The sequence below is a fragment of the Arthrobacter sp. P1_B3 genome, assembly GCF_056406615.1.
Window position 1 is genome coordinate 17,036 of sequence record NZ_JBFTZV010000036.1, and the last position, 15,535, is coordinate 32,570.

The 15,535-nt window shown below is 63.3% G+C and carries 14 protein-coding genes and 2 pseudogenes; 7 read left to right on the plus strand and 9 right to left on the minus strand.

What is annotated here, in order from left to right; all coding sequences use genetic code 11:
- Positions 1-26 precede the first annotated feature (26 nt).
- Positions 27-149: a hypothetical protein gene (locus AC1D2F_RS22190; RefSeq protein WP_476967726.1), complete on the plus strand. Its 123-nt coding sequence runs from the start codon at positions 27-29 to the stop codon at positions 147-149.
- A 220-nt stretch (positions 150-369) separates the two neighbouring features.
- A pseudogene (locus AC1D2F_RS22195) lies at positions 370-750 on the plus strand (integrase core domain-containing protein); the annotation flags it as partial.
- A gap of 284 nt (positions 751-1,034) precedes the next feature.
- Here AC1D2F_RS22195 and AC1D2F_RS22200 read toward each other — a convergent pair.
- Both AC1D2F_RS22200 and AC1D2F_RS22205 read right to left on the minus strand, forming a co-directional pair.
- Entirely contained in the window at positions 1,035-1,421 is a 387-nt protein-coding gene (locus AC1D2F_RS22200) for a hypothetical protein (protein WP_476967727.1), read from the minus strand.
- A gap of 223 nt (positions 1,422-1,644) precedes the next feature.
- Positions 1,645-1,950, minus strand: a complete 306-nt coding sequence (locus tag AC1D2F_RS22205) for a transposase (RefSeq protein ID WP_476967728.1) — start codon at positions 1,948-1,950, stop codon at positions 1,645-1,647.
- 277 nt (positions 1,951-2,227) lie between these two features.
- On the opposite strand from AC1D2F_RS22205, the gene AC1D2F_RS22210 reads away from it, so the two are divergent.
- Together AC1D2F_RS22210 and AC1D2F_RS22215 are read left to right on the plus strand one after the other, a co-directional pair.
- Positions 2,228-4,246, plus strand: a complete 2,019-nt coding sequence (locus tag AC1D2F_RS22210) for an alpha-amylase family glycosyl hydrolase (protein WP_476967729.1) — start codon at positions 2,228-2,230, stop codon at positions 4,244-4,246.
- A 251-nt stretch (positions 4,247-4,497) separates the two neighbouring features.
- Positions 4,498-4,680, plus strand: a complete 183-nt coding sequence (locus tag AC1D2F_RS22215; RefSeq protein WP_476967730.1) for a lmo0937 family membrane protein — start codon at positions 4,498-4,500, stop codon at positions 4,678-4,680.
- 640 nt (positions 4,681-5,320) lie between these two features.
- Here the strand turns inward: AC1D2F_RS22215 and AC1D2F_RS22220 are convergent.
- A pseudogene (locus tag AC1D2F_RS22220) lies at positions 5,321-5,557 on the minus strand (glycoside hydrolase family 3 protein); the annotation flags it as partial.
- 13 nt (positions 5,558-5,570) lie between these two features.
- On the minus strand, positions 5,571-7,016 hold the full coding sequence (locus AC1D2F_RS22225; protein ID WP_476967731.1) for a hypothetical protein: 1,446 nt from the start codon (positions 7,014-7,016) through the stop codon (positions 5,571-5,573).
- A 516-nt stretch (positions 7,017-7,532) separates the two neighbouring features.
- Here AC1D2F_RS22225 and AC1D2F_RS22230 point away from each other — a divergent pair.
- Positions 7,533-8,081, plus strand: a complete 549-nt coding sequence (locus AC1D2F_RS22230) for a recombinase family protein (protein WP_364746409.1) — start codon at positions 7,533-7,535, stop codon at positions 8,079-8,081.
- Positions 8,082-8,323: 242 nt separating this feature from the next.
- Here the strand turns inward: AC1D2F_RS22230 and AC1D2F_RS22235 are convergent, their stop codons facing one another.
- The 3 genes from AC1D2F_RS22235 to AC1D2F_RS22245 all read right to left on the minus strand — a co-directional run bounded on the left by AC1D2F_RS22235 (position 8,324) and on the right by AC1D2F_RS22245 (position 12,169).
- On the minus strand, positions 8,324-8,650 hold the full coding sequence (locus AC1D2F_RS22235) for a hypothetical protein (RefSeq protein ID WP_229995465.1): 327 nt from the start codon (positions 8,648-8,650) through the stop codon (positions 8,324-8,326).
- Between the two features lie 210 nt (positions 8,651-8,860).
- The gene (locus AC1D2F_RS22240) at positions 8,861-10,681 is read right to left on the minus strand and encodes an FAD-dependent oxidoreductase (RefSeq protein WP_476967732.1); all 1,821 of its coding nucleotides are present in this window, start codon (positions 10,679-10,681) and stop codon (positions 8,861-8,863) included.
- Between the two features lie 147 nt (positions 10,682-10,828).
- A complete protein-coding gene (locus AC1D2F_RS22245; RefSeq protein ID WP_229995467.1) occupies positions 10,829-12,169 on the minus strand; it encodes an MFS transporter in 1,341 nt (446 codons plus the stop codon).
- A 149-nt stretch (positions 12,170-12,318) separates the two neighbouring features.
- Between AC1D2F_RS22245 and AC1D2F_RS22250 the strand changes: the two genes are divergently transcribed.
- Together AC1D2F_RS22250 and AC1D2F_RS22255 are read left to right on the plus strand one after the other, a co-directional pair.
- Entirely contained in the window at positions 12,319-13,182 is an 864-nt protein-coding gene (locus AC1D2F_RS22250; RefSeq protein ID WP_229995468.1) for a sugar phosphate isomerase/epimerase family protein, read from the plus strand.
- Positions 13,179-13,994 (plus strand): SDR family NAD(P)-dependent oxidoreductase, encoded by an 816-nt coding sequence (locus AC1D2F_RS22255; protein WP_229995469.1) that lies wholly within the window; start codon positions 13,179-13,181, stop codon positions 13,992-13,994. The genes AC1D2F_RS22250 and AC1D2F_RS22255 overlap by 4 nt, the downstream gene beginning before the upstream one ends.
- On the opposite strand, the gene AC1D2F_RS22260 is transcribed toward AC1D2F_RS22255, so the two are convergent.
- Both AC1D2F_RS22260 and AC1D2F_RS22265 read right to left on the minus strand, forming a co-directional pair.
- Positions 13,955-15,253, minus strand: a complete 1,299-nt coding sequence (locus tag AC1D2F_RS22260; protein ID WP_476967733.1) for a LacI family DNA-binding transcriptional regulator — start codon at positions 15,251-15,253, stop codon at positions 13,955-13,957. The genes AC1D2F_RS22255 and AC1D2F_RS22260 overlap by 40 nt on opposite strands.
- A 76-nt stretch (positions 15,254-15,329) precedes the next feature.
- Positions 15,330-15,535 (minus strand): integrase core domain-containing protein (locus AC1D2F_RS22265; RefSeq protein WP_476966376.1); only part of this gene is annotated, 206 nt, incomplete at its 5' end.

Below are 15,535 nucleotides of genomic sequence, written 5' to 3' on the forward strand. Positions count from 1 at the left end.
GAATGGGTCAAGAGTGAAGTTGATTTATGGAACAGGACCTCGACGAAGATCCCGAGCCGCTCGCGAACCCACAGAAGGCCACCAACCGCGCCATCCGCCAGCTCCAGAGCCTCGGCTCCAGCGTCACCATCACCCCAGCCAATGCCTGACGTCGCCTAATACTCCCGTATTAGATCCGAAGGGCCCCCTGGGGAATCATGCCAAGATGCCCGCCTAGGGCGGATCGTGGAATCATTTGATTTTGCCCGGATGGCAGGCTGGGTTTGGTGCCCTGTTTCGCGGTGGTCAGGGTCCGGGAGTTCGGCGCTTAGTGCCTGGATCCGGCATTGGATGGCAGCCGGGTTCAGGGGCTTGTTTTCCCGCCGTAGCGTGCGCGCCGAGCTGGTTGAGAACGCGTTCAGGAACGCCGCGGAATCCACGGTGATCCGTCCCGGGGCGATCTGGCACCGGGGTAGCCAATACACCGCCGCCTCCTTCCGCGCCCTGGTCAAGGACCTGGACATGCGCTCCTCAATGGGACGGGCCGGGGTTTGCTGGGACGGCCGCCGCCGCGGAGTCCTTCTTCTCGGCACTGAAGAACGAGAGCGTATCCACCGCACGGTCTTCGCCCAGGCCAAACGCGATGTCATCCGCTACATCGAGGACTTCTCCAACAACTGGCGCCGGCATTCAGCCCTGGATTGCGTCCGGCCCAACGAGGTCCACACAGTTAGCAGCAGCCGCCCGCGGCAGCGTAGAGAAAGCGGCTAATCCGCTGTCCGAAATCTCCTAATGCTTACAGTCGCGTTCATGGGGTGTGGCCGCGGATCTTGTTGTGGCGATGCCTCACGCGGTGTTGGTGTCTTCAGCGCCAGCGTGAACGTTCCAGGGTGTGGGCCGGGGAGGGCGGCCTGGGCCAGACGAGGCGGACGAGCAGTCGCCTAATTTCCGCCAGTGAGAGTGCGATCAGCTTGCTTCCGCCGGGAGGAGGGCCGCCTTTTTGCCCGGATGACGGTCAGGAAGGCGTGGGCGAGCATCGAGAGGGTGATGTGCCGCTACCAACCGGTGTAGTGGCGGACCTGATAGTGGTCCAGGCCCGTTTCGCCCTTAGCGGTCTGGAAGGTTTCTTCGGTGGCCCAGCGCGTCCCTGCGACGCGGACGAGCTCGGCAAGCGATACCCGGGCCGGTGCGTGGCAGATGCAATACGCCATGTCCGGCGGGTCGGTCAGCGAGCGGCAGGAGAGGAGCCAGTGTTCGGCCTGCCCRTCGTTGGTGCCGTTGATCCGGGCACGGGCCCAGGCATAGCGGCGCTCTCCCTTGGCGCCGTTTCCTGCCGAGCGGGTCCGCCAGGCACGGCCGGACAGAGACTTGATGAGCTCGTCGGCGCGGAACCCTCTGCCGAGGGGTCCGGTCTTGGCGATGACGCGCTGGTTGACCGGCACGGCCACACGTAGTGGAAGCCGCGCTGCTCCAAGGCCCGGCGCAGTCCGGAGTGCTGGCCGTACACCGCATCGCCTGTTGTCCACTATGCGGGCACGCCGGCGTCCAGAGCCCGTTGGATCATCCCGATGGCCAGATCCGGTTTCGTGGCGAATTCCCGTTCGGCGGGGAGGGCGGCCGCGCACCGGTCCCGGTCCTCGGTCCAAGGCCTTGGGCAGATAGAGTTTACCGGTCCAGGAACGTGCGCCCCACCTCGGTGGCGTAACTCAGGAACACGCCGATCTGGCAGTTCTCGATCCGGTCCGCGGTCGCGGAGCACTGCCGGGCGACTCGGGCCAACGGTTGGCCTTCCTTCAGGTATCCGGTCTCGTCCACGATGAACACCGCGTCGTCGGATCCGACGTGCCTGGTCACATATGCGAGCAGGTCATCGGGGAGTCCGTCGGGGTCCCAGCCCGTGGTCGAGAGTCCCTGCAACTCATTGCCCACGTCCAGCACCAGCGGAACTTTCGCGGCCGTTGACCCCTTCACTCATCGTTGTTGTCGACGTCAGTAGCGAGCGTATAGTAACGTCCGAGTAACGAAGCGCAGGTAGCCTCAGTTGGAGGAGCGGCATCCGACGTATTCCTTGGGCTCGCCCGCGAACCGGTCAAGCAAGAGTCAAGCGTCACTTATGGCCTGCCTCTTCAGTGACACTAACCAGTTAACGCGATTAGCAGCTCAATCCGCGAGCCTGTGGACGTGCTCTTGGAGCCGTGCTGGCTACGGCGATCGCCCGCACAGGCGGCAATTTCGGGTGGAGGTTGTGATGATTCCGGACATTTTCATGCTGAAGCGAACGAAGTTCGTGCTGTGGCGGCCGCAACACACGGACCCGGTGCCAAGGCTGGTGATCGGCAATTTTCTGCCGGGAAATCCGCCGACGCTTGCATCGAAGAAGGTGCACGATCTCGAGGAGATCCCCGGTTGTGCAGGGTTGTGGGGGATCGGGGCAGCCGCCTGTGGGCTGAGCGATCAGCATGTATATCATTATTGGTTTGAGGTTACCGACAGCCATCCGTCCAGGGACGGCCGACGAATACTTTGTACCGATCCGACGGCGTTCACCGTGGACTGGCGACTGCTCGCCGACCCGCTGCCCCCTCCGTATACTGGCGATGATCGTGCCCCCGCCTCTGTCGTAAAGTTCTCAAGCGGGCTACTCGTGGGATGCGACGCGGCTGGCGAGGAATTCGTACCTGTCGCCGTGGCCAACCCATCCAGCTCCGCAGCAAACAACCGGCTAGTCATCTATGAGCTGCCGACGAGCTGGACACGGACAAACCTGCATGGGGACCCGCAGATCGGAGTAGGAACGTTCCGGGACGTCGCAGCACTGATTGATCCGGGGTCCGGCCCTGCCAACTTCGCCGACGTGGCAGCCCTTGAAACAGGACGGAGCCACATCGGGGCCCTTGGTGTCAACGCGCTCGAACTCCTGCCCCCTGCAGACAGTTTCGTCAACCGGGAGTGGGGTTATGCGACGAGCAATTACTTCGCCCCTGACTTTGATCTGGGCCTGCCAACTCACAACACGTCGCCCACTCCCAATTTAGATCTGGCCAATTTAGTTAATCTCTGCCATCAGAACGGGATCAGATTCCTCGCCGACGTCGTAATGGCGTTCGGCACTCGGGCGGCCCTTGAGAACATCAACTTCCACGATTTTCACATCGACCCGAGAGCGGAGCCTGATGATCCAGACGCCCGCCAGTCCGGCGGCCAGGGCCAACGGGAAGCCTTCGGAGGAACGCTATGGCGCTACTCGCGGATCGTGAACGGCTACGACCCACTGGACGGACAATTACGAGCACTGGTCCCCGCGCGTCAATTCATGAAGGCCTTCCTGTTGCGCTGGATGGCAGATTTCGGCGTCGATGGCCTACGGCTTGACAGTGTGAACAACATCGCGAACTGGGATTTTGTCGAGGAATTCAAGGCACTCGGCCGCAGCGAGTGGCAAGGCACTCCGGACCGCTTCCTTGTGGTGGGTGAAGAGTTGTCCGTACCGAAGGAACTGCTGAAGCAAGGCCGCCTCGACGGCTTGTGGAACGAAGACTTCAAACGGATGGTGCGGCACGCCATCCTCGGCGCCAACGACACCAAGGAGCCGAGCTTCGAGTGGACAGTTCGCAAGCTCATCGACTGCCGTCTCATGGGTTTCGACGACTGTGCCCAAGCGGTGAATTATTTGGGCAGCCACGACGTCGAGGGCTACGGTAACGAACGCCTGTTTGACTTTCTGCAAAACAACGGAGTCGCCCAAACCGAGGAACGGATCAAGTTGGCCTTCGCTTGCCTGCTGACAGCCGTCGGCGTGCCCATGATCTTCGCCGGCGACGAGTTCGCGGACGAGCACGATCTGAGTACGGGGCACCCGGCCAAGCAGCGCGACGCCGTTAACTTCGAGCGCGTCGACGAGCCATGGCGACGGCGGATCTTCGACTATGTGGCACGGCTGGTCCACCTGCGCACACACTCCGACGCCCTTGCTGTCAATGACACCGATTTCATCCACGTTGACTTTAACGACGGGAAGCGAGTGTTGGTCTGGCGACGCGGGCAACCAGGAACCGCGAACGGCGTCGTTGTTGTGGCTAACTTTTCCGATTTCGTATCAGCGAACCTGGGGGATGGTGGTGAATACCGAGTTACCAACTGGCCGCCCACGCCCGTCGGCAAGCGCTGGGTGGAGATCACGCAGGAGCGCGAGATCCCCCCGGAATGGGTTGGACGTGAAGCTATCGCTGCCTGGGAAGCCAAGGTCTATTGTCTTGTGGACACATGATATAAGTCCCTGATTATGCTCGCAGCGCCGGGCCGTCAAATTGGGACCCCGCTCCAGATGGCGGGAAGCAACAGCAAGCTCAACAGCATGACCCAAAAAGCCCTATGGCACGAGTCCAAGTCGAGAAGACTCGATCATCGGGGCATGGGGAATGCTTGTGGCCGTTGGGGCTACCAAGGACTCTCGCGCCGGTTCACGCTCTGGACAATTAGGCGACGTATGGCTATTTTCAGGCTAGCTGATGCGCAAAAATGAGCATTTCCGTCCGCCAAACGAAGGAGACTCTCGTGTTGCTTTGGATAGCTATCATTATCGCAGTTCTCTGGCTTCTCGGCCTGCTCGGTAACATCGGCGGCGGGCTAATTCACCTGCTTTTGGTTATAGCCGTGGTCGTCCTGATCTTCCACCTCATCCGCGGCAGGGCCCGATCCTGAATTTGAATCCCTGTTCTGCCACGGCGAACGCCGAGTCGAATAGGAGGCTTTGTATTGGCTCCAAGTGGGCGAATCTCTCGTCCAGTGACGTCCATAATCGAAGGCTGATAATGGAGATTCGGTCCGCCGCGGCAGAAGGCGGGTGATGCTGCGGCTGACCGTTTTTCCGTTCCGGGAGGCTCCCGGCGCAGAATACCGCACAGCCGCACCCGGCTCGGGGGTGGGGCGCAGTACTCAGAACTGGCCAATTTGGCGTGTGTACAAAGTACACACTGTGGGCTTCGGACTGGGGCGTACCGGGGCCGGTTGGGGCCGGATTCCGCATGTTTCCGCGGGAGCCCTGTGTTTGCGGGGGAGGGAATGCAGTTCGAGTMCCACCTCGGGCACAGCATTCCCCTCGTCAGAGGGGTTTTTGCTTTAACGTGTGTACATTGACCCTGGTTGGGTCCCTCTGACGCTGTTCCGTGGCTGGTGCCGGGCTGCCGCGGAGGCCTATGAAGTTGTGTCTCCAACTTTTCCCATTGCACGGACTCCCACCAGAGGAGCCCAACGGAACGGTAGCGTCGGATTCACGGTGTTGGCGCTCGGCATACTCGATTACCAAGCCCAGCGGCTCTCAATACCCGTCATCGGGTGGGTAGGAGAGTGCGTCACCGTATTCCTGCCCGCCAAACCAGGCGAGGAGCACGGCGGAGACATCGTTCCGCCAGAGCATCAGCACCGGCGAGCCGGAGTTGACGATGACGACGGTGCGGGGGTTCACGGCAGCGACGAGTTCGTCCTGTCGGCCGGGAAGTGCGAGCGACTCCCGGTCGTATCCTTCGGATTCGACCTTCGCGTTGGTGCCGACCACGACGACGACGGCGTCTGCCTGGCGGGGGAAACCCGCGCTAGCCGCCGGTTCTGGGTGCGAGGAGGATCTGCACGGCCTCGATCCGTTTGCTCATACCCGATGTGCCCGCCGTTCCGCCGTCGGCGACCCATGACTGCCAGCCCAAATCTTGCACGTGGGCGCGGTAGTGGATCCTGTAATGGTTCGCCATCTCACCGGTAAGCCTGATTTCAAACGCTTCCAAACGTAGCCCTTGCCCGGCCGTGCCGATGGGATTGGCCAAGGATGTCCACGGCTGCCAGCCGATGTTCTGCACATGCCCCCGCCACGCGATGTCCCCGGTATAAGCCGTGCTGGACACGTTGAGGCGCAACGCCTCGGCCCGAAGGGCCCGGCCCGTGGTCCCGGCGACGGTCCCATCCGAAACGTTCGCCATCCAGCCGAGGTTCTGAACGTGGGCGGCGTACACGGCAGTGAATGCTGGTGCGACCTTCGGAACCAACTCGATCGTAACGGCCTCCACCCGCAGACCTTGCCCGACGGTGCCGGCCGTGGCTCCGTCGATCCCGTACGGCTGCCAGCCGACGTTCTGCACATGGGCGCGATACCTGATGCTGTACAGCGAGGCCAGATTCCCCGTCAACCGCAGCTCGAACGCCTCCAGGCGCAGACCGCGCCCGGTCGTTCCGATCGGGGACGCCGACATCGTCCATGGCTGCCAGCCGATGTTCTGCACATGCCCCCTCCACAGAATGGCGCCCGACAGGCGGTCTCCTGCCACCGACAGGCGCAACGCCTCCATCGGCAGTGACCGGCCGGTCGTTCCTGCGGTGGCGCCGTCCGAGACGCTCGACTGCCAGCCGATCGTCGCGACGTGGGCCTGATAGACCCCGATGCACGTCATGTCGTAGTCGTAGGTGTCGTCGGTCCATTGCGCGATGTGGACGGTGCCACCGGAGAAGCTGCGATTCACACTGAGGTCGGATGCTTCACTGGCGAAGTCGAGACGCCCTGCCGGTGACCAGACGGGCACGTCGGGAAGCTGCCACGATCCGGTGATGGCCTCCCAAGCGCTCAAATAGGAGTAGATCCCGTGCGGGTACCCGGCGTCCGCCAGTGCGGCCAGGAGCCCGGAGATGACGTACCGGTTCTCCTGCCGCTGGGCTGCTGCCGAGCTGGGCCAGGGCTGTTGCGGGCGGGGCTCGACGTCGACCCAGATTCTCTCCGGTCGCCATCCCACMTCATCGAGAGACGCGAGAGCCGCGCGACCCTCGGCGTACCCGACGTTGCGCAGCCGGTCCGGCCTGGTGCTTGCGGGCCAGGGGCCGTCGTCGCCGTAGGTGTCGTATTGCACTGTGGTGGGGAACGTAGCCATGGTGTAGGCCTGAGCCCGGACGCCGCGGTCGAGCACCCACTGGAACTGCCAGTCCAGGCAGGGGTTTTCGGTGAACGCGAGTCCCCTCGTCAGCCCCACGACCACGAACTCCGTGTCTTCCGGCGGCATCGGAAGACCGCCCGGACACTGTGGCCACGAAACGTCATGTCCGTAGTCGACTGCTCGGGCGGGTGCAGCGAACAGCACGCCGAGTGCGAGCACAAGTAAAACCGCCAGGAGCCGGGGCATGGATGCCCGGGAGCGGCGGCCAGGTCGAAGAGCACCAAGGCCGGCCATGATGGCCCCCTATTCGAAGGATGACCAAATTATCCCACTCGGCCACCTTCGCCGCACGGAAACTGCCCCGGGTGCCGTCCGAGAGGGACGCCTTCACAATGCGGCAATCAAACAGGGCCGTTCGTAAGACGTATCGGAACCAGCGTCTGTGGACGGGACACTTGACCGTCACCGACTCGCCCTCGAGCATCTCAAATATGATCAATTACTGAGACAGCTTGGTCGTTCAGCCATGGGTTTCGAAAATCCCCGTCGCGAGACGGACACTGCCCGTCTCGAAATGCCGTCCAAGAACAGGGAGTCTCATAACTGAGAATTGGTCGGGATAAAGAGAATCTGGAGGCGGCGATGGCCGTGATCGGCTACGCGAGGGTTTCCACCACGGAACAGAACCTCGATCTGCAGCTCACAGCACTCAAGGCCGCCGGCGCAGCCAGGATATTTGCCGACGATGGAGTCAGCGGGTCCACGACGGAACGCCCTCGGCTGTCCAGGGCTCTGGACCGGCTGGAGGCCGGCGACGTACTCACCGTGTGGAAGCTTGACCGCTTGGGCCGCAACACCCGGCACGTTCTTGATCTTGTTGAGGACATCAGGGAGCGGGGAGCAGGTTTCCGGTCCCTGACCGAAGGGCTGGACACAACCGGACCCATGGGCACCGCCATGCTGACGATCATGGCCGCGTTTGCTCAGCTGGAGCGCGACACGATGATCGAACGCACCAAGGCTGGCCTCGCTGCGGCCGCGGCCAACAACCGCCACGGCGGAAGGCCCCGCAAGGTGGACGACGCTGCTGCTGCCCGAGCTAAAGAACTCAAAGGCAAAGGAATCAGTGCCTCCGACATCGGCAGGATGCTCGGAGTCTCCCGCGCCACGGTGTACCGATACCTTATATAGGCAACACGGAGAGCGGTCCCGACAACCCGGCGGTGACATCCACGCGGTCCGCCGCCGTACCGGAAGTTGCACGTGTGACGGATCATTATGGCGGTACTTTTGGGCTAACTTAACGGACGACCAGACTACGCGGCATTCTGTGGATTCGGGTTTCGGGGTCAAGGATGCCCGCACTTTTGACGGCGACGGTGTTGATAAGACTGGCTGTGGCCTCGGTCAGTCTTTCGTCGAGTCGCGCAGCTTCATTCAATCTTATGTGTACCGAACCCGGGGTAGATTTTGGTGCCTGGGTTCCTTCCGGGGGCCTCGCTCGTCTGGTCTGCCAGATCGGCAGCTTGTTCGATCGGCACTACGTGGATGCCCTCGGTATGCCCGAAAACCTGCCGGGTCTGCAAGCTGTCATCACGTAGAATCCACACTGCGCTGGAATTACTGGTCTTCGTTTCAATGACGGCTGCGAAGGTCGCACCGTCGTTGGGCCGGACCCACACGTGTTGTCCTGGCAGGAGGCCCGTCCAGTCTTGAGGCGCGAAGCCGTCGCTCGGGTAGCGGGATTTCTTCTTCTCCACGGGTTTCACTTTCTACATTTCTCGCTGGGGCTTCCTGCCGCGGGTGCTGCTGGTGTGGTCAGGGGGCGGGGGCCGCCCCCCTTGGGCCCTTGGCTCGCGATATCCATCCACAAAGCTCGACCCAGGGCCCCTTCCTTAAGAAGCGTTGGGGTCGCGATTCTTGACAGTCTGAATCCTTCCAGGGACTGGTTTCGGGTTCCGGTATGTACGTCATCGGCGACGACTTCGTGCGTCCGGGGCGTCATCGTTCCCGGTCATTGTTTCGGTGGCTGGGGTGCCGTCGTCTTCGTAGTGTGTGGCTCCTGCGAGGTCGCGTCCGGCGATGTATCCGAAGGTCAGGGCGGGGCCGAGGTTGATGCCCCCGGCGGGGTATTGTCCGCCCATGACTGAGGCCTGGTCATTACCGGCGACGTATAGGCCCTTGATGGGGTGCCCGTTCGTGTCCAGGACCCGTGCGCGCGCATCGGCTGCGAGGCCTGCGAAGGTGCCGAAGGAGCCAGGGACGATTTTGACGGCGTAGAACGGCCCCTTTTCCAATGGGCGCAAGGACGGGTTCGGGGTGTTCTTCGGGTCTCCGCCGTAGCGGTTGAATTCGCTGGCGCCGCGGTCAAAGTCCGGATCCACCCCCTTGCGGGCGTTCTCGTTGAACTCGGCCACGGTCTTGACCAGAGCATCGGGGTCGATGCCGCAGGCTGCGGCGAGTTCTTCGATGGTGTTGCCTTTTTTGAGGTAGCCGGAGCGGAGGTAGGGGAAGAGCGGGACGGGCAGCGGTTTGGCCATCCCCAGCGGGAACTTGCGCACGTACTCGGCGTCGGCAATCTGCCAAGCCTCGACCGATTCACCCTCGGGGGTCGCCTTCAGCATTCCTTCCACATAGTCGTAGTAGCCGTTGGCCTCGTTAACGAAGCGCTTGCCGTCCCGGCGCACCCCGATGCTGCCGGGTTTGGCGCGATCCATGATGTGCGGGAACGTACCGGTGCGTCCGTTCCGGTATGGGACCAGGGAGACCGGGCACCAGGCTGCCGGAGACGCCGCATCGGTGTCGAAGCGGGCACCCACGGCCTGGGCAATGGTAATGCCGTCCCCGGTGGTTTCCTTGGGTGCGAGTGTCCAGTGCTCGCGGCCCGTGGGGGTCTTGGGGAAAAGCGCCTTGCGGCGGGCAACGTCGTTGGGGAACCCGCCGGTGGCCAGAACGACGCCGCGGGAAGCGTTGATAGTGTAGCTGCCGGAGGGTGAATCCACGACGGCGCCGGTCACCGTGCCGGTCCCGTCGGTGAGCAAGCGCTTGGCGGGGGTGGAGACGCGGATGTCGACGCCGAGGTCGTCGGCTGATTTCATGAGCCGGCCGGTGAGGGCGGTGCCGTTGACCAGCTGCATGTTCCGGCGGTGAATGATCAGGTCCAACAGGTGGAAGCCCACCCGCCAGGCTGCGTGGAACAGGCCCTGCAGGTTTCCTTGGGAGGCGGAGAGGAACTTGGTAAGGTCCGGCCCGGCCATGATGCCCATGCCCAGGAATGATGTTTCGTAGAGCTGGTGGCGCATTATGGCGCGCAGTTCTGGTTTGATTTTGCGGGCGTTGAAGGGTTTGGGGCCGACGGAGCGGTGCCCGGTGCCGGCGCCCGGTGTGCTGCCGTAGATGTCCTTGATCTTGGCTCCGGGAACGAACTGCAGGCTGGTCTTGTCCTGGAAGAAACCGACCATGTGCGGGACGGCCTCAAGGAACGCCTCGACCTTGTCCTCACGGTAGTTCGCGCCGAGTCGGTGGCGCAGGTAGGTGCGGAAGAGTTCGGGGTCCTCGTTGACGCCGGCGGCTTTGGCCAGCGGGTTACCCGGGGTCCAGGCCCAGCCTCCGGACCAGGACGTGGCGCCGCCGCAGACCTCGGCTTTTTCCACGACGATGACTTTCAGGCCGTGGTAGGCGGCTGTTACGGCAGCGGAAAGCCCGCCCGCGCCGGAGCCGATGACGAGGACGTCGCAGTCCAGGGCTTTGGCGGGGGATGTGGTCAGGTCATCAGATTTGGTGGTCTTCACTCGGCGCTGGCCTTAATTGTTGGCTGTATCTGTGGTCTGTGTTTTGTGTGCAGGGGGTGAATGCGCGGCAACTGGCGTCTCGGTTGCCGGTTGCCGCGCACTCGTCTTCGCGTCACCGTTGGTTTGGTTGCGTCCTGCTTCTTGTCTTTAGCGGTGTTCCTTGTTGGCCCACTTGTAGGACCAAAGGCTGGAGACCAGGGCTATCAGGCAAAGCCCGGCGAGGAGCGCCGCGGCGGGGGCCCAGCTGCCGCTGCTGGCCATGAGGGCGGTGGCGATCAGGGGGATGAAGCCGCCCACGGCTCCGGCGAGTGCGTAGGCGAATCCTGCGCCGCTGTAGCGGATCCGGACGTCGAACATGTCGGTGAACCAGGTCTGCTGGACGCAGGTGGAGATGTTGTGTCCGAGGTTGATCAGGGCGCAGAAGCCCAGGATCATCGGGATCAGTTCGCCGCTTTCCAGCGCTGCGAAGAATGGTGCTGCTGCAAGGGCCGCGGCGAGGGGGCCGATGATGTAGAACCATTTCCGGCCGTACTTGTCCGCGAGGCGTCCCCAGAGTGCCAGGAAGGGGATGGCGAGGACCATGGCGACCATCGAGGCGGTCAGGACGGTGGAGGTAGGGGTGTCGGTGAAGTTTTTGACGTAGGCCAGGGAGAAGGTGAAGCCCATGTAGAAGGTGCTCTGGTCCACCATCCGCATGCCGATCACGGCCAGGATCTGCTTGGGGCTGGTCCGCAGCGCTTCAGCCAACGGTGCACGGGCGTCCTTGTGTTCTTCCTTGACGGCGGTGAACTCTGCTGACTCGGGCACGCCGGCCCGGATCCAGAGTCCGACAAGGGCGAAGAGGATGCTGATCAGGAACGGCAGGCGCCAGCCCCAGGCGAGGAACTGTTCGGCCGTGGTCAGTGCGGTGACCAGGGCGAACGCTGCGGTGCCGAGGAGCAGTCCGACGAATGATCCGATCTGCACGCCGGTGGCGAGGAAGTTGCGCCGGCCTGCCGGCGCGTTTTCCACTGCCATCAGGGCCGCGCCGCCCCATTCCCCGCCGACGGCGATGCCTTGGATGGCCCGCAGGGTCACGAGCAGGATCGGTGCGGCGACGCCGATCGCGGCGTAGCTGGGGAGTAACCCGATGGCCGTGCTGGCCAGTCCCATCATGATGACGGTGATGAAGAGCATGGTGCGGCGGCCGTACTTATCGCCGAAGTGGCCGAAGATGGCCCCGCCGAGCGGGCGGAACAGGAAGCCGACGGCGAACGAACCCATGGAGGCCAGCAGCCCGGCGACCTGGTTGTCCGATGGGAAGAACAACGGCCCGAACACAACGGCGGCAGCAGTGCCGTAGAGGAAGAAGTCGTACCAGTCCACGACGGCGCCAACAGTGCTGGCCAGCGCTGCCCGCCGTCCAGACGTGGCACTGATGACGACGGGAGGATGGTTCAGGGCGCCCATGGCGGTACCCCCGGTGCTCGAAGTGTGGGAACTAGGCATTGCGGTTCACCGCAACCTTTCTTGTTTGCTCGGCTGCACCTTTGCGGGCGAGCGGATTGAGTGCTTTAATGACTACGTAGTCATTTAGTGATTTAGATCATACGCGCATCGCTTAATAACAGTCAAACACCCAGAGCAGGATGGAAGTTATGAACAGAACGATCGGGCTGGCGCACTTGTCAGCGCTGCATTTTAGTCCGCCGGAGCTGGTGGACGCAGCGGCAGCTGCGGGCTTTACCTCTGTCGGGATCCGGGTTCACCCGGCAACCCGGAGTGAAACCCAGTACCCCATGGCTGCCGGTTCGTTCATGTCGGTGCAGACCATTGAACGCCTGGCGGCCACGGGCCTCTCAGTCCGCGACATTGAAGTATTTACCCTGGACGGACACCGCGGACGCAAGGAATGGGAACCGGTACTGGAGGCCGGCGCAGCCCTCGGCGCTTCTGTGCTCAACGTCATCGGCGGCGATCCGGACCGCGCCCGGTTGACGGACAGCCTTGCGGCGCTGGTTGAGGATGCCACGAAGTACGGCATCCGCCCGTCCATTGAACCGATCTCGTATCAGCCCCTTGACTCCATCCCGGCCGCCGGCCTGCTGGTCGGGCAGACAGGCTGCGGAATCATGCTGGACGCGCTCCATTTCGTGCGCGCAGGCGGCCTCATCGCAGAGCTGATAGCCCTGCCGGCAGGGGCGGTGACCGTCATCCAGCTCTGTGACGGCCCGGCCGAAACCCCGGCACTGCCCGTCCCGCACCGCATGCCGCTGGGACAGGATGTGAACGGATCCGCGCGGCAGATCGAGTCGCGTGCGAAAAGGCTGGCCCCCGGGGAGGGGGTCTTCCCGCTTCGGGAAATCCTGGCGGCCCTTCCCGACGCGCCGGTCAGCGTCGAAGTCCCTGACGTCTGGGCCGTCGAGGCCCTCGGCACAGCCGCACACCTCAATCACATCCACACCGCAGCCGAGAATCTGATCGGCTCACTCCTGAAAACTGAAATGGAGACAACACCATGAGCGAAGTCACCGAAATCACAACACCGGGGGCAGCCGCAGGCAGCCCCCCGCGGCCCCGAACCGCCAGCGCCGAGATCTATTGGCCCGGCCGTTTCCGGGATCAGGTCATCCTGGTCACCGGCGCCGCCGGCGGGCTCGGATCCGACACCGCGGACCGGCTCGCACGCGAAGGCGCCACTGTCGTCTGCACCGATGTCGCCGATGGCGGGCTGGGCGACGGAAGCAGCCCCACAAACTGCATGGCCCTGAACGTCACCAGAAGGGCTGATTGGGACCGCACCGTCCAGACAGTACTGCAGCGGTACGGTCGGATCGACGGGGCGCTGTTCGCCCACGGAATCCAGGGTCCCGAAGCTCCCGTGACCGAAATGCCCGCCGACGGATGGGCCAAAACCCTGAGCGTGAACCTGGACGGCTGCCTGCACGGCCTGGCGAGCATCCTCCCGGTCCTCACACAGCAGGGATACGGCCGGGTGGCCATCCTGTCATCCATTTCCGCCCGCGAAGGGAACCCGCACCAGGCCGCCTACTCGGCCTCCAAGGCCGGGCTCGTGGCCCTGGTCAAAACGGCAGCGAAAGAAGTCGCGCCCTATGGCGTCACGGTCAACTCCATCGCACCGTCCATGATGAAGACCCGGCTCCTTGAGGACCTCAGCCCTGAAAGGAACGCCCAGCTGCTCGCCAAGGTACCCATGGGCAGGGTCGGACTCCCGGAGGAATTCTCCGCCCTGGCCACGTGGTTGCTCTCCGCGGAAGCGAGCTATATGACCGGTCAGACGCTTGACCTGAGCGGCGGCCGCAATACCGCCTGAGGAGGCGGCGCCGTCGTCCCCCGTATTTCCAGCCTGACCGGAAATACGGGCTTCCGTGCCTGGCTGGGAGGCTCGCCCTCGATTCTCCCGGCCAGGCGGTCGACCGCCTCGTACGACATCTCCGCAATGGGCTGGTGCACGGTGGTCAGGTTCACAAAAGCCCAGCGGGATGGCCCGGAATCATCAAATCCCACAATCGACAGCTCATTTGGGACACTTATCCCCAGTTGGGCTGCGGCGTCCATGGCAGCAAACGCAAAAGCATCCGTCACGCAAAACAACGCCGTCGGCCTGTCCTGGCGATCAAGCATCTCCAGGGCCGCCCGCACCCCGTCCTCGTGCGTCAAGCGGAGGTGCTGAATCCAGTCCTCGCGTACCGGGATCCCGCGGCGCTCCATCGCAGCGCGGACACCGTCCTCGCGGTCACGGCCATTGGACCGGTCCCGCAAAGTCGACAGCACGCCGATTCTCGTGTGCCCCAGGCCCTGCAGATGGGAAATCACCAGCTCACCGGCGCCCCTGTCGTCTGCGAGTACGGCTTCGACATCGACGCTGACATCATCACGGCTCAACAGCACCACCGGAGTGCCACGGTCAAGGACCCGCCGGACCGCGGCGGACCCCTCCCTCGCCGACACGAAGATCATCCCGTCAACCGTCGCACGATCGAGCACATCAACGGCCTCAGGATCCGGCGAAATATCCGGATCCCTAATCAGGACCATCCGGTAACCACGCTCCAGCAGCCGATTCTGCAACGACTCCACAATGACCGGGTAGATCGGGCTCGTCAGATCCGCGACCACAATGCCCACCGCATGCGTCCGCCGGGTAACCATCATGCGAGCCGCTGCATCCGGTACATAGCCAAGTTCCCGCGCCCCGGACAAAACCCGCTCCTTGGTAGAAGGCGCGACAGCCGGATCCCCCCGCAAAGCACGTGAAACCGTCGACTGCGACAATCCAAGATGCCGGGCCACATCAACACTGGTAACCATGGCCCAATCGTATTTCACCCACAGCGCGCCCGCCGGCAGAACCTGTCCCAACAGGTCAAAGTCCGCAGCGGCCGCGGCGTCGACAAAGCTTCGGTGCAACGGAGGCCCCCGTCGGTTCAGGGTCAGACCGTCGCACGAAATCCTGAACAGTAGGCCAAAAAACCGGCCCCCCACATCAACACGCTGAACTTGACAGGCAAGATCAAAGGCAACGACCAGCCCTACACCCCAGGTGCCCGTTCCTGGCTGAAACTCAAGCACCGCGAAACCGTGGAAATCATCTGCGAGGCAGTCTGGGCCGCTTGGGAGATTTCGGACAGCGGATTAGTGGTTTTCTCTACGCTGCCGCGGGCGGCTGCTGGTAACTGTAGTGGACCTCGTTGGGGTAGCGGTAATCCAGTGCGGAGTGCCGGCGCCGGCTGTTGTAGAAGCCCTCGATGTAGCGGATTACATCCCGTCTGGCCTGAGCCTTGGTGGCGTAGACCGTGCGGTGGACGCGCTCGTTCTTCAGCGCCGAGAAGAACGTCTCCGCGGCGGCATTGT

What these genes read in the sequence shown, in the direction of transcription:
- AC1D2F_RS22210 (WP_476967729.1), top strand. Translation starts at nt 2,228, where the DNA reads ATGATTCCGGACATTTTCATGCTGAAGCGAACGAAGTTCGTGCTGTGG.
- AC1D2F_RS22215 (WP_476967730.1), top strand. Translation starts at nt 4,498, where the DNA reads ATGAGCATTTCCGTCCGCCAAACGAAGGAGACTCTCGTGTTGCTTTGG.
- AC1D2F_RS22230 (WP_364746409.1), top strand. Translation starts at nt 7,533, where the DNA reads ATGGCCGTGATCGGCTACGCGAGGGTTTCCACCACGGAACAGAACCTC.
- AC1D2F_RS22190 (WP_476967726.1), top strand. Translation starts at nt 27, where the DNA reads ATGGAACAGGACCTCGACGAAGATCCCGAGCCGCTCGCGAACCCACAG.
- AC1D2F_RS22250 (WP_229995468.1), top strand. Translation starts at nt 12,319, where the DNA reads ATGAACAGAACGATCGGGCTGGCGCACTTGTCAGCGCTGCATTTTAGT.
- AC1D2F_RS22255 (WP_229995469.1), top strand. Translation starts at nt 13,179, where the DNA reads ATGAGCGAAGTCACCGAAATCACAACACCGGGGGCAGCCGCAGGCAGC.
- AC1D2F_RS22245 (WP_229995467.1), bottom strand. Translation starts at nt 12,169, where the DNA reads ATGCCTAGTTCCCACACTTCGAGCACCGGGGGTACCGCCATGGGCGCC.